Consider the following 24456-nt stretch of genomic DNA (forward strand, 5'->3'; position numbering starts at 1 on the left):
TTATCACTCAAAGTGGACAGCCCATAAAAAATAAAGCCCCCGAGCGCTGGCATCGAGGGCACGATAGAGTCCTGCTCTACCGGATGAAATCGGCAGTAAGTGAAACCACTTACCTTGCCATTAAATATAGTGGAATAGTCAATTGTTTTCAATAGAACCTAGATAAAATATGATAAAATGGCAACAAAGGCACATGGCTTTCTTCAAGATATTGATTATAAAAGAAATAAAAAATCATACGTCCAATCTAACATGGGGGCTACAGTAAATCGGCGGTTCAGAGTCATTAGGTTAGGATTAGGCAAAGAATAACAAAAAGAGGGCAGATTATGTTAGACATTATACTGAATTTCCTGATTGCGCTGATCATCATTGGAATACCAAGTTACGCATTCTATCGCGTGGGCAAGTATACTGGCATCCAACATGGTATGCGTCGTCAATTGCTGCGTGATTTGACCTTAAGCGGTATTGTGCAGATCATGGAAACTAAACGCAGCAATCCTTTTATGAAAATTATTTCATAATAAAGGCTGACAACTAGGGCAGTACCACGTAGAGCGCTGCCCTTGGCGTATTTGCTCGATGGGCGTATGACACTTAAAACAGGCTTCGCCAGTGCGCCCATAAACCTGTAATACCTGCTGAAAATAGCCTGTTTGCCCGTCTTCACGCACAAAATCACGTAATGTTGTGCCACCCTTCTCAATAGCACGCGCTAGCACTACTTTAATCGTATTCACAAGAGTCTGTGCTTCCAGTTCAGTCAAACTAGCTGCTGCACGCGCCGGATGAATACCCGCCATAAACAAGGCTTCATTCGCATAAATATTCCCCACACCCACCACTTGATGGGCATCCATCACAAACGCTTTGATAGCCAAGTTACGTTTGCGAGAGGCTTTATACAAATAGTCGCCAGTGAACTGATCTGTCAAAGGCTCAGGCCCTAGTTTCGCTAATAAAGGATGCACTTCGCCTTTGTGACAAAATAATACGGCGCCAAATTTGCGTGGATCGCGCAAACGCAACACCACCGCATTATCCAAAACAAAATCAACATGATCATGTTTTTCGGGAGGTGTTTGCGCTGAACTAATGCGCAAACTACCCGACATGCCAAGATGCAATAGCGCACTGCCCTGCTCGGTTTCGACCAACAAATATTTCGCACGGCGCTGCACACTCAAAACTGTCGAGTGTTCGAGTAATGCAATCGAGGCAGGAATCGGCCAACGCAAACGCGCTTGACGCACCAGAATTTTTTCAATACGCCGGCCCAGCAGGTGTGGCGCAATGCCAAGGCGTGTAGTTTCGACTTCGGGTAATTCAGGCATGGCGTGATAAGCTTTAGTCAGGAAGACTGAAGCTAAGCTATTTAAGGGTTTTGCGCAAATTTACTGCGCATCAGGCAGTAATGTTTTGGGTAATAAGCTACGCACCTGATCAAGCGGTAGTCTATAACGCAAACCATTTTCCACCTGATCAAACGCCCAATCGTTATTCGGCAATTTGCCCAAACGCCATTCAATGAGGTTTCCATCCGCTAATTTAGCACTGATCGAGCCTAGTGCCTCGGTGGCTTGAGCGCTTTGCGTTTGCTCTAAACGGGTGGCCTCTGCTTTCTGCCAAGCCAACATTTGGGCATCATTGGCCATACTGCCATCCGGAAACGTAATTTGCTGCAACGTAGACTTACTAGGAATGAGCTGTGGTGCAATGAAATACAACCAATCGCTTTGTAGCTCACTGAACACCGTTTCATTCACTAACTTCACCTTGCCTTGGTGCAAAACATAGCGGCTGCCCGATACGGGATTACTTTTACCCAAATCAATGATTTGGTCATTAATCTTTAAGCTTAGGACGGGTGGTAATAAACCATAAGCACTTAACTGATCGCTGTCAGCGCTATACTCGGCTTGCACCGGCTCATCAATTAGGGTTAAAACCTGACGTAAGCGAATCTTATTAGCAGGAAAGACCTTGGGTTTGGTCATCATCCATTGATCCTCTTGGCGTACAAAGGCCAATTCTGCCTGCTCGTCGTGTTGGTGGCGTTTAATCACCAGCTCTTTCACATCGCCGACGCTAAACGCAACTAGGCTAGTCAGTTGAGCCGCATTTTTATGCCCCTTCCACCACCAAGCACCCACCGCCAACGCAATCACGAGCGCTAATAACAACACATTTACTAAAATACGCTTAGACACAAGCCCCATGACTAACGCCTTTTCCTGCGTAGCCAAATAACAATGCCGCTTAGCAATAAGGCTAAGGGCAGTACAAATAAGAAAAAGACAGCCAATACAATCAAACTGGTATTAGGCATGTTAAATTCCATATCGGGTGGCACAGCAACACGCACTTTGAGCAAATTATCATCCGCACTCAGCCAATTAAATAAATTGGTGGCCAAATCCAGATTAACACCCTGCCCAATAAAACTATTGCTCAGAAAATCACTATCTCCAATTACCACCACACGTTGTTGGTGCTCCTGTGCTGCATCCACCGGCTCACTATTTGCACCGCTTTCTTTAGGCTGATCCAAGGCTCGTGTCAGGGTGAGACCAATCGGGATAGGACCCAGTACGTCGCCCGCAGTACTATCGTAAGCAACCGAACCTTGGATTGTGCTAGTTTCCAGCCAACTATTCGGCAAAGTACTCAAAAATTCTTCCGTTTTCCAAATAGGCGCATTCGCCGCAGGCAAAGGATGCTGCTCTACCATCGTCGCATAAGGGAATAAACTACGCAGTCCAGTCAAATTAGCGCCGATAGCCGATGATCCATAATCCACCACAGGAACGATAGCCGGATTCGGCACACCCAACAGCTTGCGCAATTCCTCATTTGCATCGACAACATTACCGTCAATAAAGCGCACTGCTAGCTGATCCGCCAAAGCTTGCAAACCCTGCATCTCACCCGGGTCCTTTAACCACAGCAGATTACCGCCATGAGCCACGTAACTATTAATTAACTCTACCTCACCTGCTAATAATTCCTTCTTGGGCGCGGCAATCACTAGAAAGCGCGTATTATCGGGAATCACTTGGCTACGGAGTAAATTATGCGGCTGTACGCGAAAACCATTACGTTGCAAAGCATTGACTAAACGACCATAGCCATCCGACTGCTGACTTAGCGCATCACGCTCCTCATGCCCTTCGAGAAATATCACTAAACGTTCAGCCCCACGACTCATTCTTAACAAGGCATTGGCGACTGCTTGCTCACCGGTCGAATCCAATAACTCACTTTTACCATTAAAATGCAGCACCATTTGTCCAGCATGGCGCACACCCTCTTGCTGTGCACGTTGAGGATCAAGATCGGGATTAATCAGCTCTAGCTCGACATCCGGTTTAACCTGCTGGTATTTACTCACCAAACGTCTAATTTGACTGTGTAATTCCTTACTATCGGGCACAAACGCCACAAATTTAATCGGGCCTTGTAAGGTTTTCACTAGCTCTTGCGTCGGTTGCGCCAAGCTATTCCGATTACCCTTGGTCCAATCGGCATGAAATACAAATTGCTGGCTAAAATAGCCTAATAAGCCAACTACCGCGAACAGCAATAAGTAAAAAATAACATTTTGCAACCAAAGATAACGATGCGTTAGGCGTGTCATTTTCATTATTATTAGCCTTGCAAGCGCTTATTATCCAAACTACGAATGGTCATCAAGACAAAGGTTATAATAAATAACAGATAATAAACTAAATCCGTACTATTAAATAAGCCCTCTAAAAAAGCAACGAAGTGTCCAAAATGTGAAAGATAGGCAAATAAGCTACTACTCGAGCCTTTTGCTTGCCCCGAAATATAGAGCACTGCAAGAAAAATCAGAAAACCAAATGTCGCTACCGCTGCAATAATCGGTTGCTTGGTGATAGAGGAAATGAACATGCCAGCGGCAGCAAAAGAAGCTAAAAGTAGATACAAACCCAACATGGCTGCAAAGAGCTTTCCCCAATCCAAGCTAGTACCAAAGGCCAGTGAAAATGGCATCAAGCTAATCATGAACAGCATAATCATAATCAAAAGCAACAAGCCCAAGTATTTGCCTAACACAATTTGTGTGATGGACGCCGGTGAAGTACTCAAAAAAGTTAAGGTTTGATTATTATACTCTTCTGCAAAAACCCGCATCGTTACAATAGGCATAATAGCGAGCATTAATAAACCTGCCCATAAATAAAGTGCCGAAATCACTAGATCAGTTAAGCCGGGGGCATTTTCACGCCCTACCATTAAGGGTTGGATTTGAGTTAAATACTCATTTAAACCTAATAAAAACACCCAAGCCAAAATAAACTGCACTAAGGCTAATAAGCTCCACGCCAAGGGTGAATTAAACCAGCGTTTTAATTCCATACGTGCAATAAATGCAATCGTGCTCATACCGCTACATCCTGATCTGCTAGCTGCGCTTCAGGCCCAACCAAATCAAAAAATTGCTTTTCTAAGGATTGAACGGTCTCGCCAGAAATATCGCCACTAAACACCGTTTCACCACAATCTAATATATGAACTCGATCACAGACCGCCTTGACTTCTGACAAAATATGAGTCGACAAGATCACACTGTGGGACTCCCCCAACTCACGAATCAACTTGCGTAAATCGTTTACTTGTATAGGATCTAGTCCCACAGTCGGCTCATCTAAAATAATCAGTGTAGGACTATGCAGAATAGCTTGTGCAATACCTACTCGCTGACGAAAACCCTTCGATAAATTACCAATCAAACGATCCTGCATCTCATCCAGATGACAGCGTTGACGTGCATAGGCCACCGCCTCATTAGCCTCTTGCTTGGTGAGTTCTTGTAAACGTGCGGCGTATATTAATTGTTCATTGATAGTCAAATCTTTGTATAATGCTGGTTGCTCGGGTAAATAACCCAGCTGGTGCTTGGCTAAACGCGGTTGATCCAGTAGGTCAATGCCGTTAATTTGGATACTGCCTGTAGTAGGCGCCAAATTTCCGGATAGCATTTGCAGGGTAGTCGATTTGCCAGCACCATTAGCACCTAATAAGCCCAGCACCTGTCCACGCTCTAGGCATAAATTTAAATTATTCACGGCACAATATTTATGATAAAACCGAGAGAGCTGAGTTGCGACTAAAGTTACTTGTTGTTGCTGCATCATTAATGAAAACTTCCATGATGTGATGTCTACCCCTACCCAATCATGCCATGCTCGAGCGATTATGACGAACATAACTACTTATCCTAACATTAGACAGCTTAGCCTTAGCTTGATGATCGACGCTCACCAAGCCATTCCTCATCCCCTTTGACCAACCTGATTTGTTATTATTGATATCATGTCAAACAAGCACTTAATTCAGCGCCATTGGTATTTATTAACAAGCAAACCGCATAAAGATGTTCTAGCTGAAGAACAGCTATTACGACAAGGTTATGAGATCTATCGTCCACTGGCACAACGCTTACGCAAACGCGGGGGCAAAATGCAGGCAATTACGGAGTCTCTGTTCCCACGTTATATTTTTATACATCTGGATACTATTAATGATAATTGGCGTCCTATCCGCTCTACTATAGGTGTGCAAGGGTTTGTCCGTTTTGGCTTAGAGCCTGCACGTGTTCCTGAAGAGCTGATTAGCCAAATTCGTGATCAAGAAAGTGACTTAGGCGCAAAAGCTATCGACCTAGATCGTTTTCATCAAGGTGATGTGGTAACGCTGAAAGATGGCCCTTACCAAGGTCTGCGTGGCGTGTTTCTGAGCTATAATGGCGAACAACGTGCCATGATTTTATTAGAAATTCTTAATTGCAAAGCACCGCTAGAGGTTCCTACTGTAAAACTAATGGCCGCCTAGGCAACAATCTTCTGATCTAAGTTGCTTTAGGTTAAAATACTTCTATACTTACGTGTCATAATTAATCACTAAAGTTGGCGACGTATTTTCATGTCAAGCAGAAGATTTCTGTTCTTGCAGGGGCCTGCAACACCTTTTTTCAACAAACTCGCTCAAGCTATTCGTGAGCTTGGGCATGAAACCCTGTCTATCAATTTCTGTGGCGGCGATCAGCTATTCTCCCCACCTAGAGCTAGCATTAACTTCAAACAACCACCTTCCAACTGGCTGAATTGGCTAGAAAAACTACACCAGCAACACCGTTTTACCGATTTAGTTTTATTTGGTGATACACGACCACTCCATCAAGAAGCCATTCAATTCTTCAAACAAAATGCGGTACAGATCCACGTGTATGAAGAAGGTTACTTACGACCGGACTGGATAACCTTGGAGTTAGATGGGGTTAATGGTAACTCTACATTACTAAAAAAACCAATCGATTTTTGGCTAGCTTATAAAGATATTGTTACACCTGAATCTTATTCTATTGGAAAAAGCTTTTTAGTTCGCGCTTGGCATGATATTAAATATCGCTTAGCCAACTTAACAGCCAAACCTGTTTATCCGCATTACAAAACTCATCGCCCTTATAATGCTAGCTTAGAATACTTAGGTTGGCTGCTACGCTTACCTAATAATAAGCTTTGGCGTGAATATAAAGATACTTGGACTATTAAAAATCTCATTAAATCCAAACGACCTTTTTATGTCATTCCTTTACAACTCAATGCTGATAGTCAAATCAAAGTTCATTCACCGTTTGAGAATGTTCAGCAATTTATTGACCAAGTATTAAACTCTTTTTCTAAAAATGCTCCCACAGATAGTAAGATTGTTTTTAAAAATCACCCATTAGATACCGGCTTATCACGCTACAATCGCTATGTTAAACAAGGTGCGAAAAAGCTTGGAATAGAAAACAGAGTTATTTTTCTCGAGACTGGGCATTTACCGACTTTATTAAAGAACACCAAAGGCACAGTCGTCGTAAATAGTACAACCGCAACTTCAGCATTACAGCATGGTTCACCCACGATTGCACTAGGAACCGCTCTTTTTGATTTACCGAGCTTATGTTTTCAAGAAGGTTTAGATCGCTTTTGGCTTGAGGGCCAAGCAGCAAATCAAAAAGCATTTAAGGCTTTTCGTAATGGCTTAATCTTACTCACACAGATTAATGGTGACTTCTATACCAAACGAGGTATTCAATTAGCAGTGTCAGGCAGTTTGAAAAAACTTCATATTTACCCAGTTTCTGCCGCCTTAACAGATGAATTGCAAACCTTGCCCGTGAATACTCCTAGCTATTCTTACAAAAGCCTCTAAATGACTAGAACTATTGTTATTACTGGTGCCAGTAATGGCTTAGGTGCTGCATTAGCTTATTATTTTGCAGCTCCTCATATTCAGCTAGGTCTTATGGCACGGAATAAAACGCGTCTTAGCCAAGTTAGTGAAACGTGTATGAAAAAAGGTGCAATTACTCATCTTGGCATTATTGATGTGACTGATACTGAGGCTATGCAAATCTGGCTAAACACTTTAGATCAGCAGCATCCTATTGATCTTTTGATAGCCAATGCCGGAATTACACATAGTATTGATCATCAGGGCAAGCCTGAATCCTTAGAGGATGTGAAAAAGCTTTTAGATATAAATCTTTTAGGGGTATTAAATACTATCCACCCCGTATTAGAAAAAATGCTTCAAAGACAACATGGCCAAATCGCCCTAATCAGCTCTTTGGCCGCTTATCGCGGTATGCCTGTTACACCAGCCTATAGTGCCAGCAAAGCAGCGCTAAAAAGCTATGGCGAAGCCTTACGTCCTTTATTAGCACAGCATAATATTAAGATTAATATTATCTGCCCTGGGTTTATTAAGTCGGATATGAGTGATAGCTTTCCGGGGAAACGGCCTTTTATAATGAATTCTAATCAAGCTGCTCAATTAATAGCTCAGGGCTTAGACAAAAATAAAGCAACCATCGCTTTCCCTTGGTTACTCCATATAGGCATTTTGATTTTAAGTGTTCTTCCCTTTCCTATCGCCTCTTTCTTTATGGGATTATCCGGCTATAACAAAGCACAATATCCTCGCTCATGACTATCTTTCTCCCATGGCTCCTAACGTTAATACTAGGACATCTTTCTCAATACTTACTACCACGAGACATTCGAACTTTAAAACGCTATTATTTTTTAATATGCATTCAAAGTATTTTATTAAGCAGCATCTTTTTTTTACTTCTCTCACTCACGCTAAGACCTTGGCTAGCTCTACTTTTAAACATTACAATCCTTGCAGTACTACTAATCATTAATCAAGCCAAGTATAAAGCCTTAAGAGAGCCTTTAGCTTTCTCAGACTGGTATTTATATATTCAAGTTATTAGCCATCCTAGACTATTTTTACCCTTCTTAAATCCAATGCTTATTGTTGGTGCTTTAGTACTAGGAATTTTTATCTTAATAACTATTCTTTGGTTCGAATCACGTCTTGCGACTGACCATCTACCTACCTTAATCTTTAGCTTAATTTTACATTTTATTTTACTCAATTTTTTATCTAAAAAAGTCCAACTCAGCTTTAATCTTATCGAAGATGTCAAATCTTTAGGTTTTTTTAATAGCCTTGTTATTTATGCTTTACAGGCTATATTAAAACAAAACACAAATAAACTTCGACTCACTATAAAAAATAACCCTTATTCTACGAAGCCGATTGGACTAGGTAAAATTAACACAGATATCATTATTATACAAAGTGAGTCTTTTTTTGATGCACGTAGATTAAATATTCCTATTAACTCAAATCTTTATTGCAACTTTGATCAAATTAAAGCAGCATCTTTGCTAACAGGAAAACTCCATGTACCCGCTTGGGGAGCTAATACTTTACGCTCGGAATTTGCTTTTCTAAGTGGAATAAGTAATAAGTTGCTTAACCATTATCGCTTTAATCCTTATCAGTATTTACAAAATACCTCCATTAGCTCGCTTGTTAGCTTTCTCAAGCAAAGTGGCTATCGTTGTATAGCACTTCATCCCAATCATGCGAGTTTTTTTAAACGTGATAAAGTCTTTCCCCAGCTAGGCTTTGATGAATTTATTGATATTAGAGATTTTGACTCCAACAAAACGTTGGGACCTTATATAAGTGATCAAGCAATTTATGAAAAAATCACAGAAATATTAGCGCATCGCTTAGATGCAAGGCCGCTTTTTATTTTTGCCATTACCATGGAAAACCATGGCCCTTTGCATTTAGAAAAACTTGCTGAACAAGATATTCAGTCACTTTATGTGGGTAAGCCGCCTAAACAGCATCACGATCTAAGTGTTTATTTAAAGCATATTGCGAATGCAGATAAGATGCTGTTGGATTTAACAAACTACTTAAAACATTCTAAGCAAGAGACGGTTCTTTGTTGGTACGGCGATCATGTGCCTAGTATGCCTGAAGTTTATAAAGAGCTTGATTTTAATGATGGCCGTACCGATTATTTAGTATGGCATAATAAAGCACAGGCCTTACTTTGTAGAGAACAAGACATGTTGATTGAGGATTTAGGTTGTTCTATCTTAGAAATAGCAGGTTTCAAAGATTTCGAATTAGTTTCCAATACTCAGCCCAAGAAAAATAGCGATGCTGGCGTCGAAATAATTTCGTATCATAAGGATTAGGCCAAGAGTCATATTGCCCCTCTCCCGCTTGCTCTTTTCCTTGCTCTCCTTTCTGCAAAAGCTTGATTTGCTTGACAGCATGAATTGCCCCTAATTTGAAGAGTTTGATATTAAGCATTAATAAAGAATCTTGCCGACGCAATTTTAGGAGTATTTGCTCTAGAATATTCCCTTTATCAAATTCATTTGATTGAAAGTGAATCGTTACACCGGTTTCTGGAGCTTTCCTTAATAGTGCATAAAAAGCAGGATCAACGCCTTGTAAGCGTGGTAATAAAGAAGGATGTATATTTATACAAGCCAGTGTTGGTAAGGCTAATACATCTTTTTTTATGAGTTGATTGAAGTGGGCAGAAAGTAAAACATCTGGTGCTAGAGCTTTTATAAACTCAAACGCCTCAGGCTCATTAATATCTTTCGTGGCTACATAAGGGATATGTTGCTGCTTTAACCTACCTTTCAACGTAGGTTTTCTAACCAGTCGACAAGCTATTTGAAAAAGGCTAGTAACACTGAATAAATACCCAGCATAACGTAAACCTGACAATTGAATATGGCGCAAGCTGCCACGTATGATACCGTAGCGCTTACTAATTACTCTTGTTGAGAGGACTACCCCCACCAGCTCTAAATCAGGCGATTTTAATAATTCATCGAGAACTATAATCGAATAAAGACTAGGGTAAGTGCAAAAAATGACGCGGCGTTTATCAGTCATTAATGTGCAATAACTTCAGCCAAGGCTTGTACAGTTTGTTGCAATTGAAGCTCGGTATGCGCGGAGCTCATAAAAAAGCGCAACCGCGCCATCCCTTCCTCTACTGCTGGGTAGAAAATAGGCTGAACATTAATGCCGCGATCAAAGAGGCGATTCGCTGCTAAACCTGCTTTAGCGGAGCTACCTAAGATGGCAGGAATAACAGCTAAACCCGCGCTGTAACCTGTATTAATATTATGCGCCCGGCACAAAGCTAAAAAATGTTGCCCATTCGTTTGTAACTGTTGAACGCGCTCTGGCTCACGCAACATCAAACTTAGCGCGGCATGAGAAGCCGCTGCCAACACAGGCGACATGCCAACACTGTATAAAAATCCAGGGGCAGAAATACGCAAATGGTGCACGAGCGCACGCTCACCGGCAATATAACCACCACAACCTGCTAGCGTTTTACTCAGCGTCCCCATCCAGATATCGACATCCCGACCATCAATCTTGAAATGCTCACGAATGCCACGCCCCGTTTTACCCATAATCCCTAGGGAGTGAGCTTCATCGACCATCAAAAAGGCTTTGTGGCGTTGTTTGATCTCAATAAAACGCGGCAAATCAGGATAATCGCCATCCATGCTATAAATGCCTTCAACCACAATCAATACGCGCTCAAAATCACGCCGATGTTGTTTTAATAAAGCATCCAAAGCTTGCCAGTCATTATGCGCAAACGGCATACGTTGCGCGCCCGACAATTGAATACCTTGCAAGATACTGTTGTGCACTAAGACATCATGCAGAATGAGATCGCGCTTACCGAATAAATAGCCAATCGTGGTGACATTGGTAGCATGTCCACTAACAAAGGCCACGCAGTCATCCACCTCATACAAAGCCGCTAAACTGCTTTCTAAGGCCTGCTGGGGTGCACGCTCACCTGAGACCATACGACTGGCAGAGGCGGATGTGCCATAGCGATGCAGAGCCTGCTCTGCCGCCTGATTTACTTCAGGGTGCCCGCATAAATCCAGGTAATTATAACTGGAAAAATTGATATACTCTTGCCCCCCAATCCATGTCGTTGCACCAGCAACTTGCTCATGTGTTTTGAAGAAAGGGCTTTCAATCCCCAACTGCCGCCCGCCTTCTTCAATCACGCGAATTTCTTGATAACCCGGCATTTTATCAAAACGATAAAACGCCTCTGGAATCACATCCCGTGATTCACGAGGCTTTTCTAATTGCTCGGCATCACGCTGTAACTTTTTACGATGCTTTTCCAACATCTGACTGGCTAATTGCTCTTTCATTTTATCGCTCAAGCCGAACAAATTTCTGCCGGTCATTCCTTATCCTTGCGCGATGCGCTAATTGTATCAGTCTGTGTTAATTGTTGAGCCAATGTTGCCACTTGCACCTCAGCTAAAGAACCATGTTTACGCACGACTTCAGCGACTGCCATCTGTTGCAACTCCTGCTCATTAGGTGCGGCTGCATCGGTTTGGCTAGTCAGTTGCGCGGCAATCTTGCCCGCGATACGCTGAATCGTTGCCCCACCTTCGGTTAAAGCCATCACCGGCAAACGCACCCCAAAGCGCTCATCAATGGCAGACACTAACTCCATCCCCATTAAGGAATCCATGCCCAACTCAAATACCGACTTATCTAACGCCATTTTTTCACGCGGTAAACGCAAAATGTGCCCGACTTCCAGCATGAGTAATTCAGCAATCAAGGCTTGTGCCTCACTAACACTCATACCTGCCATTAAAGCATGAATATCATCCGTTTGCGCGTTCTCATCCTGTTTAGTCTTAGCCTTGACTAAAGAGAACTTTGGCGCACGCGCTGCTGCCATCACACGTTGGATTGCTACCCAATCCAAATCGACAATAGCAGCGCCAGCCTTATCACTCTGAAGTAAGGTTTCTAAACTTGCTAAAGCACATGCTACGGTCAAAGCCTCGCCTCCCAAACGGCTTTGTAACGCCTCTTTAACGTTTTGATTGTCAACTAAGTAACCGGCATCTGCAATTGGCCCCCAAGCCGCATAAACAGCGGGCAAACCTGCGGCACGGCGCGCATGAGTGAGTGACTCTAAGAAGGCATTAGCTGCCACATAATTGGCCTGCCCCGGATTTCCTAGATAAGTGGTCACCGAAGAATAGAAAACAAAAAAGTCCAAAACCTCTTGCTGCGTTAATAGGTGCAAATGCCAAGCACCTAGGACTTTCGGCGTTAATACACGGCGAAAACGCTCAGCGTCCGCATTACGAATCAAACCATCATCCAACACCATCGCCGCATGAATGATGCCGCGCAATGCTGGTAAAGTGTTGCGAATCGTTTCTAACACCTGCGCTAAGGCCGCTTTATCGGCGACATCGACGGCAAATACCGTCACTTTCGTACCCAAAGCTTCCAGCGCTGCCACTGCCGCTGAAGCCTCTGGCGTTTTTAAACCACGGCGGCTTAATAAGGCTAAATGCCCTGCCCCTTTCGTCGCTAACCAACGCGCCGTCGCTAAACCAAAGCCGGTCAAACCACCGGTTATTAGATAAGTCCCATCCTGCTTCAAAGACAAAGGCGCACTCCGTTGTGGCTTAACACTGGGCAATAGCAGCTCGTCGGCGAAAGACACGACCACTTTGCCAATTTGTCGCGATTGCTGCATATAGCGGAATGCGGTCTGGATGGCAGTTGCAGGAAAAACCCGATGCGGCAAGGGACGCAGCACCCCTTTGTCGAAAAGCTGCATCATCTCGCGGAATAAGCGGCGTGCTAACGCAGGGCGCTCCAGTAATAGTTGATCGGCATCGATCCCAAAATAAGAAATATTATTGCGAAAGGGACGCAAACCTATTTTGCTATTTTCATAAAAATCGCGTTTGCCTAATTCTAAGAAGCGTCCGAAGGGACGCAAAATATGCAAATTGCGATTAATGGCCTCGCCTGAAATAGAATTCAAAATCACATCTACGCCTTGTCCATTCGTCAAGGTCAAAATATCCTCGGCAAAACGCAAATTACGTGAATCCAACACATGATCGGCGTCGACACCGGCCAAACGTACAAAATCACGCTTTTCATCGGTACCTGCGCTTGCAAAAATCTCAGCCCCACAATAACGTGCAAACTGAATCGCGGCTAAGCCCACACCACCTGCCGCACCATGAATCAGAATACGCTCACCCGCTTCTAGCTGCGCCAAATGCTTGAGCGCGTAATACACGGTGAAAAAGGTGGTCGGTACGGTTGCCGCCTCTTCATCACTCCAAGCACTCGGCTTATGTGTCATAGCCGTGGTTTTTGTAATCACCCGTGAACTAAAGCAAGCGGGTGCAAACCCCATCACCGCATCACCTACCTTAAACTCACTGACTGAACTGCCAACGCGGGTCACTTGACCGGACAACTCCATGCCCAAAGACGCGCCCGCAAAACCATTTTCCACCGCCTCATCCGACAATAAACCCATGGCATACATCACATCGCGGAAATTGAGCCCAACTGCCCTAGACAAAATCTCTATTTCATCTGGCTGTAAACGATGTTCTGACAAAGCCCGCCAATATAAATGCTTTAAACCCGGCGTGGTAAAATCCAAGGCTACCGGTGGCGTTTCATCCGATATCACATCCGAAAGCGAACTTGGCTTTAGGCGCATCACCTCACGGCCATGAGCTGTTAATAAGACCTCATCTTCCCCGTCGTTGTATAAAAATTCCTGAGCCAAAGCAGCACATACCTGAGCTAGTGTTTGATCACTCTGAATATCCAACAATCGACAGTTCAACTCTGCGTGTTCATTCATTAATACACGCCCCAATCCCCATAAAGGAGCTTGTGCTGCTTGAATTGGGTGAGCCCCATCCGGCATTGCATCCGCCGTCACTAGCCATAACTGTGGTGTTAGCTGATGAGCATCTAATTGCTGAACCAACGTTACTAAAGCGATACAACGCTGCTCTTGTAATGCCATCACATCCAGCACCTGCTCAGACAGCGCCGTGATACCACTCAAATAAATAATATGTTCAACCTGCAATTCGGTCGCACTAGGCGCACGACTCAAGACCTGTACCGCTTGTCCTTGGCTTAGCAAATGATCTTGTAAACTCATTGCTAACTTGGCTGAATAGCCTTGTGCATCACTGAGAATCAACCACGTTTGCGCTTTGAGATCCGCTTGAGGCTTAAATGTATTCGAGGCATTCGCTTGAGCACTCACTAAAAATAGAGCGCTATCCGCATCCAAGTCATTGGGCTCAAAACAGGCCTCAATGGCATCAAAACCATTTTGCGCCAAGGCGTTCTGCCATTCACTCAAGGTATGCAAACGACTTAAAGCCGCTGACTCACTGTTCAGCCACCAATTCGGCAATAGACCACAAGTCAAATCCAGTAAACGACTATCTTGCGCTTGCGCTAATAACAATAAAGCTTGTGGTTTTAATAAAGTACGTAGGCGTGCCAAGCTAGGTGCTAATTCCTGCCATGCAAAAATAGCATTGCCTGAAATCACCAGATCAAAAGCTGCTTGCTGGGCCAAGATATCGAAACCAGCGCCGCTGATATCTTCGGCGAGGATCAGGCTACTAACCCAAGGTAAGGTTTCAATCAGATCGCTGATTTGAGCCAAATGCTCCGCACTGGGGTCAGTCACAACATAGTCACAACGTTCTGGAGGCAAAACGTGTAACAAATACTGGGTCAATGCCCCAAAACCTGCCCCTAACTCCAAAACGCGTAGCGTTTGTTGCGCAGGCACTCTGCTTACATAAGTTTGAATGGTCTCAACCAAGGTTTGGTTTACAGCACGGAAACTCGGCGAACTCTCCAACCAATGTTCAGCAATACTACTCTTAGCTGGTTGCACAATCTGCTCTGGTGCGATATTACCTCGTAGTACCTCTGCTAAATGTAAACCACTTCGCCCCATCATGACTAACTCTGGCAAATAAGCCGGTGCATCACCCAATACCGCTAGCCAAATATCCTGAGCTTTTGGCAAATGCGTTTCTGTTGCAATTGCCCAAGTATGTCCTTCTTGCTGGTGTGCTAAGCCCTCCTCCTCCAGCCAAGTGAGTAAACGCCGCGCCAAAGTACGGTGTGCTTCAGACACTTGTTCTAGTGTGAAGCGACCGTGATCAGCTAAAGCACTCAAAGCCTCCCAACTATAAGCGCTAGCAAGTACATCTAATAAAGGATCAATGTGCGTGGCTTGTCTCTCTCTGCCCAGCAACTCCGCTTGTTTGCGCCACGTAGCGAGGATTTGTTGCTGTAACTTAGCCATTTCTAGTGTTGGAGCAGACAGTTGGCTGGCTACTAAAGGTTTGGGAATACTGGTAAAACTATAATTTGCAGGTTCTTTAATTCGCGCACTAGCAAATTGCACAGCTCGAAAACGACAAGCTTGCAACTCGGCAACCGTTTGATAATCCGTATCTAATAAGACGAAATCTGCTACCACCGAACGAGCGCTGTGTTGGCGTAGTTGCACACGAATATGTGTAGGTGCTTGGCGAGAGCCGTAATAAAATAAGCGCCCTATTTGAATAGGAATTAAGGCTTGGCGCTGCCCCTGCTCAATACGCTCGGCCAAGATATCGACCAATAATTGAAAGCCCGCATCTAATAAAGCTGGGTGCAAGTGATAAGTTTGCAAATCGGCTTGAATCGCCTCAGGCCAGCATAAGGTTGCTAACGCTGCATTCTCTTGTACCGCTACTTGTTCGACCGCTTGAAAAGCCGCTAAATACCGCAAGCCAACTGCTTCGGTCAATTGATAGTGCTTGCTTGCATTTAGGCTGGCACTGGCGTGGTTTTGCTCTTCTTGCCACTGCTGAACAAAAATCACGGGCGCTGATTTAAGTGCAGCACCTGTTAAACGCCCCACCACATTGACCGCCCAAGCCTCATGGCTCAAACGCTCGCGGCTAGTGATCGTAAAACTACCATCCGTGGCTAATAGATGAAAACGTAAGGTCTTGGCCTGTGTTCCATCCAGAATAATGGGCGCTACAATCTCCAGTTGTTCCAGCGTTTGCGTCGCTTGCGCTTGCCATTGTTGGGCGGCTGCCAAAGCCATTTCCACATAAGCCGCTGCTGGAACGACTACTGCCCCGTCTACCACATGATCCGCCAGCCAAGGCAAAATTACTGTATCAAGCTGATTCTCCCACATCCACTCAGCATCTTTCAGGCGATAGCCCAATAACGGATGCACGCGTCGCCGATTGACTAGATCATAGCCTTCTACTGTGAGCGGATACCAATAGCGTTCACGCTGCCATGGATAGTTGGGAAGCTGAATAAAATGCCCAGACTCGGGAAAAATACTCGCTACCTCTAGATCACAACCCGCCAACCACACCCGCTGTGCCGCTTTAGCGAGGCAATCAGCCTGCTCATCTTTGCGCTTGCCGGTTATCAAGGTTTGTCCTTCAACCGCACGATGGCGCAAACACTCATTCATGTAACCACGCAACACTAAATGCGGTCCCACTTCTAAAAATACCCGTGCGCCTTGGCCGATTAAGGTATCCATCGCTGCAGAAAAGGCGACCGGCTCACGAATATTTCGCCACCAATAATCGGCATCTAACGCGGAAGCAGGCGTTGCTTGGCCAGTAACCGCTGAAATAAATTGCAGCTCTGGCGAGTGATCTTCAGGTGCTAAGTGTTGCAGGCTTAGTAGTAATTGCTCACGAATTGGATCCATCCAATGACTATGGAACGCATAATCCAAATCCAATAGTTTGAAGAAAACCTTATCCGCGCTCAGGCTAGCTTGGAGCTGCTCCAAATCCGCCAAGGTACCGGAGATCGTCACCGACATGGGACTATTCACACCGGCTAATTCAATCTTATCTTGTAAACCTACGGCCACCAGACGCTCTTGCAAAGCTGCTTGACCTAAACCGAGTGCGGCCATGCGCCCTTGACCACGGGTCGTACCCTGGGCTTGGCTGCGGTAATAAATCACCTGAACGGCTTGTTCTAAACTCAACTTGCCAGCCGCCCATGCGGCAGCTACTTCGCCCACACTATGACCCAAGGTAGCGTTGAAAAGCACGCCATGGCTTTTTAATACAGTGACCATCGCCACTTGTAAGGCAAATAATAATGGCTGGGCAATTTCAGTTTTAGCTAGCTGCGACTCTGCTTCGCTAGCTAGTAATAAATCCATGAGCGCATAGCCCGCTAGGGGTTTAAACAACGCATCAACGTGCTCAATTGTTTGTTTAAACAAAGGATTTTGCGCTAGCAGCACCTGCCCCATGCCCTGCCACTGCGAACCATTTCCAGAAAATACTAACGTTAAGGGTGTATGATCCGCGACAACGCGTCCTTCGATGAGAGAAGCGGTATTACTAGATTCACCTTTTGCATAAGCCGCTAACGTTGATTTTGCGGCTTCTACATCGTTAGCCTGTACGACTAAACCTTGCGCCAGATGCTGACGATGTTTCAACAAACTCCACGCCACGTCATCCGCATTTTGTTCTGTCAAAAACGCAGCATATTGTGCTGCAAGTCCTTTAAGGGCAGCCCCTGTACGTGCAGACAAATATAGCGGCGGAAAGGTTTTCTTTAATGACTTCTTGGAAGTGATTAATCGAGGCGGTGAATAGTGTTCAATCACTACATGCGCATTCGCCCCACCAAATCCAAAAGAATTAACTCCCACTAATTGGCGCGTTTGTTGGGAGGCAATCGGTGTCGTTTGCGTTACCACTTGCAAATTCAAATCGTTAAAATCAATTTTAGGATTGAGTGTTTCGACATGAAGCGAGGGAGGTATGGTTTGATGTTTTAAAGTCAGCAGCGCTTTTAATAAACCAGCCATCCCTGAAGCCGTTTCTAAATGCCCGACATTACTTTTCGCCGAACCAATCAATAAGGGCTTATTAGCGCGCGCACGCCCGAGCACTTCGCCAATCGCTCGTGTCTCCAACGGATCACCGATCGAGGTACCGGTACCATGGGCTTCTAAATAAACTAAATCATTTGCATCTAATTGTGCTTCAGTATAAATCTTGCGCAGTAAACGCCCTTGCTGCCGATCACTCGGTACGGTCATACCATTGGTTTTGCCATCTGCATTGATACCAGAGGCCACGATCACACCATAGATAGGATCATTATCGGCCTCAGCCTGTGCTAAAGGCTTTAATAATAAAACGGCGGCGCCCTCTGCACGCACATAACCATCCCCATTCGCATCAAAGGTGCGGCAGCGTCCCTTGGCAGACAGCATCGAGGCTTGCGAAAAACCTATAAATGCAAAAGGATGCAAGAGCATATTCACGCCTGCTGCAATCGCCATACTCGCTTCACCATGGCGAAGGGCTTGACAGGCATGATGGACGGCGACTAGCGAAGAGGAACAGGCCGTATCCACAGCAACACTAGGCCCTAATAGATCAAAGAGATAAGAAATGCGATTCGCCGCAATACTCGCGGTATTGCCAGTCATGGTATAAGCATCCATCGAGGCTGGATCTTCTACACGGCGATTCAGATAGTCCGTACTCGCAATGCCTACATAAACCGCACAGTCTGAGCCAGCTAAACGTTCTGGGGCTTGCCCAGCATTCTCTAAAGCCTCCCAAGTCAACTCAAGCAATAAACGTTGTTGCGGATCCATTTGCTCCGCTTCGCGTGGGGATATCCCAAAAAAGCTTGCATCAAATTGATCGACTTGATCTAAAACACCGGCTGAAAAGGTAACACTGCGCCCCGCTGTTTTACGCTGATCATGTTGGTAAAAAGACGTGGCAAAACGTTCTTCACTAATTTCAGTAACGACATCTTTGCCATTAATTAAAACCTGCCAATAATCGGCTAAGGATTGGATATGACCCGGCAGACGACAAGCGACCCCGACAATTGCTATTTTCTGATGGCGTGCCGTAGGGCGTGTTGTTTCGTTATTTATCACAGTCGTCACAGTCTAAAGATTCAATAAGTTACTAAACCCCTAGCAAGTGATTTAGTATCTAAAATTTACAAAGCCTCGATAAAGATTTATAGCTTTCCGCCCCCAACGTTTTAAACTCGGCATTTTATTGTGTTGCCGGCCTCCCTGAGCTTGCAATTCGCGCTGCAAACTATCTAGCACCTGTTCTGGCGTCGTGAAATGCCCTGTGTGCCAATTGATATAACGCGGGTATAAAATAAAGGTGGCAGCCACCAATTCATCGAGCGTGATACGCCGTTGACGCCGAGCTAAGCTATGTCGATCAGTGGTCAAGCCCCAAGCAGCATAAAAAGGCAAACCATAGCATACAACGGGCTTTTCGCGAAGTAGCGCTTCAAAACCGGTTAAGGACGTTAAAGTATGCACCTCATCGGCAACATCAAGACAATCAATAATATTGGCATCTTCCAAAACCAAATCAGCACACTGCATCAAAACGGACTGAGAAACTACACCCTTACGATTACCACTGACTACGTCCGGATGCGGTTTGAATACAATATAAGCATCCGGATATTGCTGTTTCACGGCTACCAATAAAGCGCTATTCGTCGATATATCGATACAAGCTTTATGAATCGAGGCATCATCCTCAACCTGCCCGATTACCAATAATACACACTGTTCAGGATGTGCTGTAAGTTGCTCACGCACTGGCTCTAAGCCCGTATTATATTTACTAAGGCGTTTGGTAATCAGTAATTGGCGCAAAGCTTGCGCCCGCTCAATTAAAACCGGCGAAAACGTTGTATAATTTAATAAATACTCCAGATCACTTTCTTGCTGTGGATCATAATAAATACCACGTTTATCCAAGACCAAAGATAAAGGTGGCGTATAATCTGAGCCTAGACCCACCGAGCGAATAAAGCCATCCTCTACCCGCCAAATGGGCACACTCGTGTTTTCAGATAGCTTTTGAGCTTCTATAAAAGCCCGTTCACCCCAAACCACAATAGGTGATTTCTCATCAAATCCTTTCTTTAAAGCTTCGGCTGCATTCCAAACAAATATTAGTTCATTACTAGGGGCATATAAGAAACGTCGAATATAATTACGCTTCCATGCCGTGAAGCCAAAACAATACAAGCGCCCTTGCGTTTCTTGGTATAGTTTTTTTTGATGTATTAAATACTCAACCACATCTTCTAACTCACAAACTCTTCCTGTATCAGGATGTACATAGCGCGTATAAATTAAATAAGCCGCTGCAAATAGCGAATTAATACTATGCTTTCGAGTGCGCCGTTGAAAAACATTATATTCTTTAGATAAACGATCCTGCGTTAAACCCCAACCTGCATAAAATGGCATCCCAAAACAATGCACAGTCTTTCCTAGCATTAAGGCTTCAAAGCCTAGTTGCGAGGTTAGTACATAAACTTGCTCAACATGGTGCAATAAAACCATGGGGTTAATCGCTTGACTAATGACTTTTACGCGTGATGGCAAAGTAGCTAGGTCAAAACAACCACGCTTTTTACCAGCAATCACATCAGGATGCGTTTTTAGCAAAATACTAGCATCAGGATGTTCGTTTAAAGCAGCCTCTAGCATAAGTTGAGCTGAATTATTATTAGTCAAACCGTATTGTAACGACATATCGCCCGAGGTTTGGTCAACCACCAATACCTTCTTAGCTTTAGGCAAGGCTAAATTATTAATGTTATCCGCTGTATTATTGTATTTAGAAAGGTGATAGTGCGTTATTAAGGTAATAAGCTGCTCAGCTCGCTTCAATAATAAAGTATTTTGTAATAGTTGCTGAGGATCAGACTCTAGTAAATTTTCTAGCTCTGAAGTTTGTGTCGCATCATAGTAAATGCCACTACGATCGACTACCAAAGACCAAGATCTAGTCCCCAAAACACCTTGGCCTAAAGAATGAATAAAGCCATCTTCCAAATACCATACTGGCAAACGTAATTCTTGAGCAATTTTTTCCACTTTTTTCGCACTGGGTTTGCGCCCCCAAGCAATAAAAATAACTTCAGGCTTAGCAGCTATAGCTACTTTGTGATTCCAATATTCAACTTTTCCTCCCAGCAATAGTGATAAATCCACTAATTTATTTAGTTTTTTGGATGTGGTATAAAAAAGTTGTGGCATATTACTCATGAATAGACTTTAAACCTTCGACCTGCCATCGTTTGAGTAAAGCGGCCTCTCCTTCCCAATTATGGCGTCTGGATGGTTGATGCTTGGGATTCGAGACATGATAAGTATCTGTAAGCGTTGATAAAGCGCTGAAACCGGCAACATTTACGCCATGCCATGAACCAAGCAAGTGGTGCACTAACGCAAGAAATGCCACACCTGCACTCGGGGGGGCTTTTAAAATAAGCACTAATTGACGCCAAATAAAAAGTGGCAACGTAATAATAGGCGTTCCTTGCTCTATCATAGGCTTTAATTTATTCCAATTCATTAAGCGATATTGTAAATCTGGACCAATCAAAACTACCCACTCCACAGGCACAGCTTGTTTAATCTGAAAACTAGGTGTTAGTACCCAGATCGTTGGCATAGCGGAAACTACTAAGTCAGGAGTAAATTGATTAAAACGCACAATACAATTATAGTGCGTTAAAGCCGCAATTAAATCGAGTTGACGTATAATCCCCGCATTGCCTATCACGAAAATCCCTTGACTATGCGCTGCCTGCCGTAGCTTCTGAGCAAACTGCTCACGCCATAAAAATTGCAGTCTAGCAATATTCCCCAGATCAAGCTGCTCTTTAGATAAGGCATCAGGCTTGCTTTTAGCTAACAGTGTGGGTAATTTTAAATTCTTTACAGGCACATCAAATTGAGGCAGACGACATTTTAGGAATTTTTCTTGATTTTCTATCGTAGGAATACTCTCAAGTAATAAGGCTTTTGCTAGAATTTTTTGCTTGCCTGACAAATAAACTATCTGATCTTGCAATAAATATAAATAATACTTAGATAAAATTAAACCACGATCGCGCCTAAAAAGTAAAAATGCCAATAAGTCATCCGATTTACCTGATAACCTCCAAACCTTTAGAAAATAAGCCTGTGTTTTTACAGTATAGTCACCTCTAGCCCGAGCTTGTCGAGCTTGATAGCGTAACAGCCAGATTTTGATATGACTCATACCAACCTTATGCATAATATTTCTAATGCTGATATAGAAAACTATGCTGATCCGTCAATTAATTTGACGACAGTAGACGCAATTACTCTTATATCAGCCACCTCTAGAATTTTTTCTCGCAACTGTTGGCAGTAATGATGATAAAAACCCTCATCTAGAAATTTCTTTAAATAAGCATAAACATCCACTGTGTCACTGACTATTATGGCACCACGATCATTCAGTCGTTCCGCATCCGGTAATTTAGAACAAATAGTTGGCTTTCCCCAATAAGCTCCCTCTATTACTTTCAACGCCGATTTACAGCGTGTAAAGGGAGTATCCTCCAAAGGTGCTAAGTTTACCCATGCTTGTTTAACTTCATTATGATAATCAGCGAAATTGACACGATCTTTATGAATTAATTGTGTGGCTGGCATCGTGACTTTGATAGCCAAAGGTCCTGTAATCTGCAATTTCACATACTTAAAATCAGCAAGGAAATCCTGCAAAGGCGCTAAAAAAACCTCAAAGTCTCGATCATGACTTCTAGAGCCCGGTAAATAAGTAATAACAGGATCAGAACTTGCTAAATAGGAAGATGACATATCCTTTGGCTGACTAAGCCAGTTGATGTGCACTGCGTTAGGTAACCAAATACATTCTTTATCTGGGAATATTTTATTGAAATGCTCTACTAAAGCTTGGGTTGAAAAAAAAACCTTATCAACTAGAAACAGTGCTTTCTTATGACTTTTATACAAAGAGTAAATATTATCATAGGGCTTTAGTCGATTTAAAATAGCGGGGCTAAAGGCGGTATAATCTGGGTCAAATATTAAATCATCAAAGTCTGCCCAAATCCTTACACCACGCAACTTAAAAAAATAGATGAGCGAAATCAACCTAAGAGAAAACTTAGGTCGATGGAAAATCATGACTGATACTTTCTTAGTAGAACTGAGATCTTTTAAATGACAGAATTCAATAGTTAATCCTAATTCCAACAATGCTAAACCGACGTTTTCACAGCGATAGATAAAAGAACCATCTTCACGATATAGATTAACGTTACTATTGCAAGCGACATATAGAATATGCATTACTTGACCAATATTAGAATTTCTTGTCCTGTATGAGCCACCCTACAACTTGCCCTATTTCTAGGATTCACTTTATATTTAGTTAAATCAAAGCTAAACCCTATATAACCACCCCTTGGTACATTTTTTTCTTTAAGACTAGGCTTATATAAATTGGCGAGGGTTGAAGCAATAAACTCCCCATCTGAAAACAGCTCTATAGTTACAGCTTCTTCGTGATCGTCACTAAATGCCCATCCCCCCAGTGTTCTAGGGTCATAAGTATCAACATAAGCATTAATATAATTTTGCTGTTTCTCAAAACAACGCATTCTTTGTTCAAATATAAACTTAGCCTGATAATAAACTAAGAAATCATCCAGATTAGAAGTAATAAGCTTGGTCTCAAGCGCTTTATCGATTTCATAGCCAACCTTAGCCTCAGCCTTTTCAGGATTAACATTTTTCAAAGTTGATCTGACTGATATTTCAGTTTTATTACGAAAAAGGCTCAAGGATTCTTCATAAAGTTCAGTAATCCCAATAAAACCCATGGCTGCTACTGGAATAGTACCAAGGCGTTTTTTTTGAATATTAGAATAATTAGGCACACTCAGAAAATCATCTAAGCTACCTTTATAATTATGTAATCTAACAGCATGTTTATAATGAGAAATAACTTGCTGTACTGGATCACGAAAAAATGTTTGAAGATGAGAACTTCTGAAAAGCGGAACATACTTGGCAACATTATGCCCGAACAAATAACGAACTTTTCGGTCTGACTTAAAATACTCAGAAAACCCTATGAAATCGCTTTTTTTATACACTAAATCTTTAATGACTGGACTAGTTAGCTCTTCCTCAGCACCATAATCGAAAAGAATATCTTCCGCAGGAAAGGCTGTACATAATGAGTCCCTAAAACTAGTTCCACCAGTTTTTGGCGTATGTAAAAATAAGTAACCTCGATTATCGAACCACAT

General features: G+C 43.4%; 17 protein-coding genes. 5 read left to right on the top strand and 12 right to left on the bottom strand.

Annotation, left to right across the window (positions count from 1 at the left end; all coding sequences use genetic code 11):
* The first annotated feature begins 329 nt into the window (after nucleotides 1–329).
* Entirely contained in the window at nucleotides 330–527 is a 198-nt protein-coding gene (locus A3IE_RS0114840) for a hypothetical protein (protein ID WP_020396412.1), read from the top strand.
* Here the strand turns inward: A3IE_RS0114840 and mutM are convergent.
* Genes mutM through A3IE_RS0114865 form a run of 5 tightly spaced genes read right to left on the bottom strand, consistent with a single transcriptional unit; the run spans nucleotide 522 to nucleotide 5237 of the window.
* Nucleotides 522–1337 (bottom strand): bifunctional DNA-formamidopyrimidine glycosylase/DNA-(apurinic or apyrimidinic site) lyase, encoded by an 816-nt coding sequence (mutM, locus tag A3IE_RS0114845; RefSeq protein ID WP_020396413.1) that lies wholly within the window; start codon nucleotides 1335–1337, stop codon nucleotides 522–524. The genes A3IE_RS0114840 and mutM overlap by 6 nt on opposite strands.
* Before the next feature lie 60 nt (nucleotides 1338–1397).
* A complete protein-coding gene (locus A3IE_RS0114850; protein WP_020396414.1) occupies nucleotides 1398–2222 on the bottom strand; it encodes a DUF4340 domain-containing protein in 825 nt (274 codons plus the stop codon).
* A 2-nt stretch (nucleotides 2223–2224) separates the two neighbouring features.
* Nucleotides 2225–3646 carry a GldG family protein gene (locus A3IE_RS0114855; RefSeq protein ID WP_020396415.1) on the bottom strand — a complete coding sequence of 474 codons (1422 nt, stop codon included), beginning with the start codon at nucleotides 3644–3646 and terminating at the stop codon, nucleotides 2225–2227.
* A gap of 5 nt (nucleotides 3647–3651) precedes the next feature.
* Nucleotides 3652–4413 (bottom strand): ABC transporter permease subunit, encoded by a 762-nt coding sequence (locus A3IE_RS0114860; RefSeq protein WP_020396416.1) that lies wholly within the window; start codon nucleotides 4411–4413, stop codon nucleotides 3652–3654.
* A complete protein-coding gene (locus A3IE_RS0114865; protein WP_245539202.1) occupies nucleotides 4410–5237 on the bottom strand; it encodes an ABC transporter ATP-binding protein in 828 nt (275 codons plus the stop codon). Before A3IE_RS0114865 ends, A3IE_RS0114860 begins: the two co-directional genes overlap by 4 nt.
* Nucleotides 5238–5343: 106 nt before the next feature.
* Between A3IE_RS0114865 and rfaH the strand changes: the two genes are divergently transcribed.
* From rfaH to A3IE_RS20880, 4 genes are all read left to right on the top strand, one after another.
* Complete coding sequence (gene rfaH, locus A3IE_RS0114870) at nucleotides 5344–5862, top strand: transcription/translation regulatory transformer protein RfaH (RefSeq protein ID WP_020396418.1); 519 nt, start codon at nucleotides 5344–5346, stop codon at nucleotides 5860–5862.
* 90 nt (nucleotides 5863–5952) lie between these two features.
* Nucleotides 5953–7230 carry a capsule biosynthesis protein gene (locus A3IE_RS20870; protein ID WP_083900658.1) on the top strand — a complete coding sequence of 426 codons (1278 nt, stop codon included), beginning with the start codon at nucleotides 5953–5955 and terminating at the stop codon, nucleotides 7228–7230.
* Entirely contained in the window at nucleotides 7231–8010 is a 780-nt protein-coding gene (locus tag A3IE_RS20875; protein WP_020396420.1) for an SDR family NAD(P)-dependent oxidoreductase, read from the top strand.
* Entirely contained in the window at nucleotides 8007–9590 is a 1584-nt protein-coding gene (locus tag A3IE_RS20880) for an LTA synthase family protein (protein ID WP_083900659.1), read from the top strand. Before A3IE_RS20875 ends, A3IE_RS20880 begins: the two co-directional genes overlap by 4 nt.
* Here A3IE_RS20880 and A3IE_RS0114890 read toward each other — a convergent pair.
* From A3IE_RS0114890 to A3IE_RS0114920, 7 genes are read right to left on the bottom strand one after another with little or no spacing between them, the layout of a single operon-like run.
* The gene (locus tag A3IE_RS0114890; protein WP_020396422.1) at nucleotides 9505–10308 is read right to left on the bottom strand and encodes a formyltransferase family protein; all 804 of its coding nucleotides are present in this window, start codon (nucleotides 10306–10308) and stop codon (nucleotides 9505–9507) included. The genes A3IE_RS20880 and A3IE_RS0114890 overlap by 86 nt on opposite strands.
* The gene (locus A3IE_RS0114895; RefSeq protein WP_020396423.1) at nucleotides 10308–11648 is read right to left on the bottom strand and encodes an aminotransferase class I/II-fold pyridoxal phosphate-dependent enzyme; all 1341 of its coding nucleotides are present in this window, start codon (nucleotides 11646–11648) and stop codon (nucleotides 10308–10310) included. The genes A3IE_RS0114890 and A3IE_RS0114895 overlap by 1 nt, the downstream gene beginning before the upstream one ends.
* Complete coding sequence (locus tag A3IE_RS0114900; RefSeq protein WP_020396424.1) at nucleotides 11645–19258, bottom strand: type I polyketide synthase; 7614 nt, start codon at nucleotides 19256–19258, stop codon at nucleotides 11645–11647. Before A3IE_RS0114900 ends, A3IE_RS0114895 begins: the two co-directional genes overlap by 4 nt.
* A 42-nt stretch (nucleotides 19259–19300) precedes the next feature.
* Nucleotides 19301–21406: a capsular polysaccharide biosynthesis protein gene (locus A3IE_RS20885; RefSeq protein ID WP_020396425.1), complete on the bottom strand. Its 2106-nt coding sequence runs from the start codon at nucleotides 21404–21406 to the stop codon at nucleotides 19301–19303.
* A complete protein-coding gene (locus A3IE_RS0114910) occupies nucleotides 21399–22409 on the bottom strand; it encodes a hypothetical protein (RefSeq protein ID WP_157832885.1) in 1011 nt (336 codons plus the stop codon). The genes A3IE_RS20885 and A3IE_RS0114910 overlap by 8 nt, the downstream gene beginning before the upstream one ends.
* Nucleotides 22410–22450: 41 nt before the next feature.
* A complete protein-coding gene (locus A3IE_RS0114915; protein WP_020396427.1) occupies nucleotides 22451–23491 on the bottom strand; it encodes a glycosyltransferase family protein in 1041 nt (346 codons plus the stop codon).
* Nucleotides 23491–24456 carry a hypothetical protein gene (locus A3IE_RS0114920; RefSeq protein ID WP_020396428.1) on the bottom strand — a complete coding sequence of 322 codons (966 nt, stop codon included), beginning with the start codon at nucleotides 24454–24456 and terminating at the stop codon, nucleotides 23491–23493. Before A3IE_RS0114920 ends, A3IE_RS0114915 begins: the two co-directional genes overlap by 1 nt.

This window comes from Thiolinea disciformis DSM 14473, from assembly GCF_000371925.1.
Lineage (GTDB): Bacteria > Pseudomonadota > Gammaproteobacteria > Thiotrichales > Thiotrichaceae > Thiolinea > Thiolinea disciformis.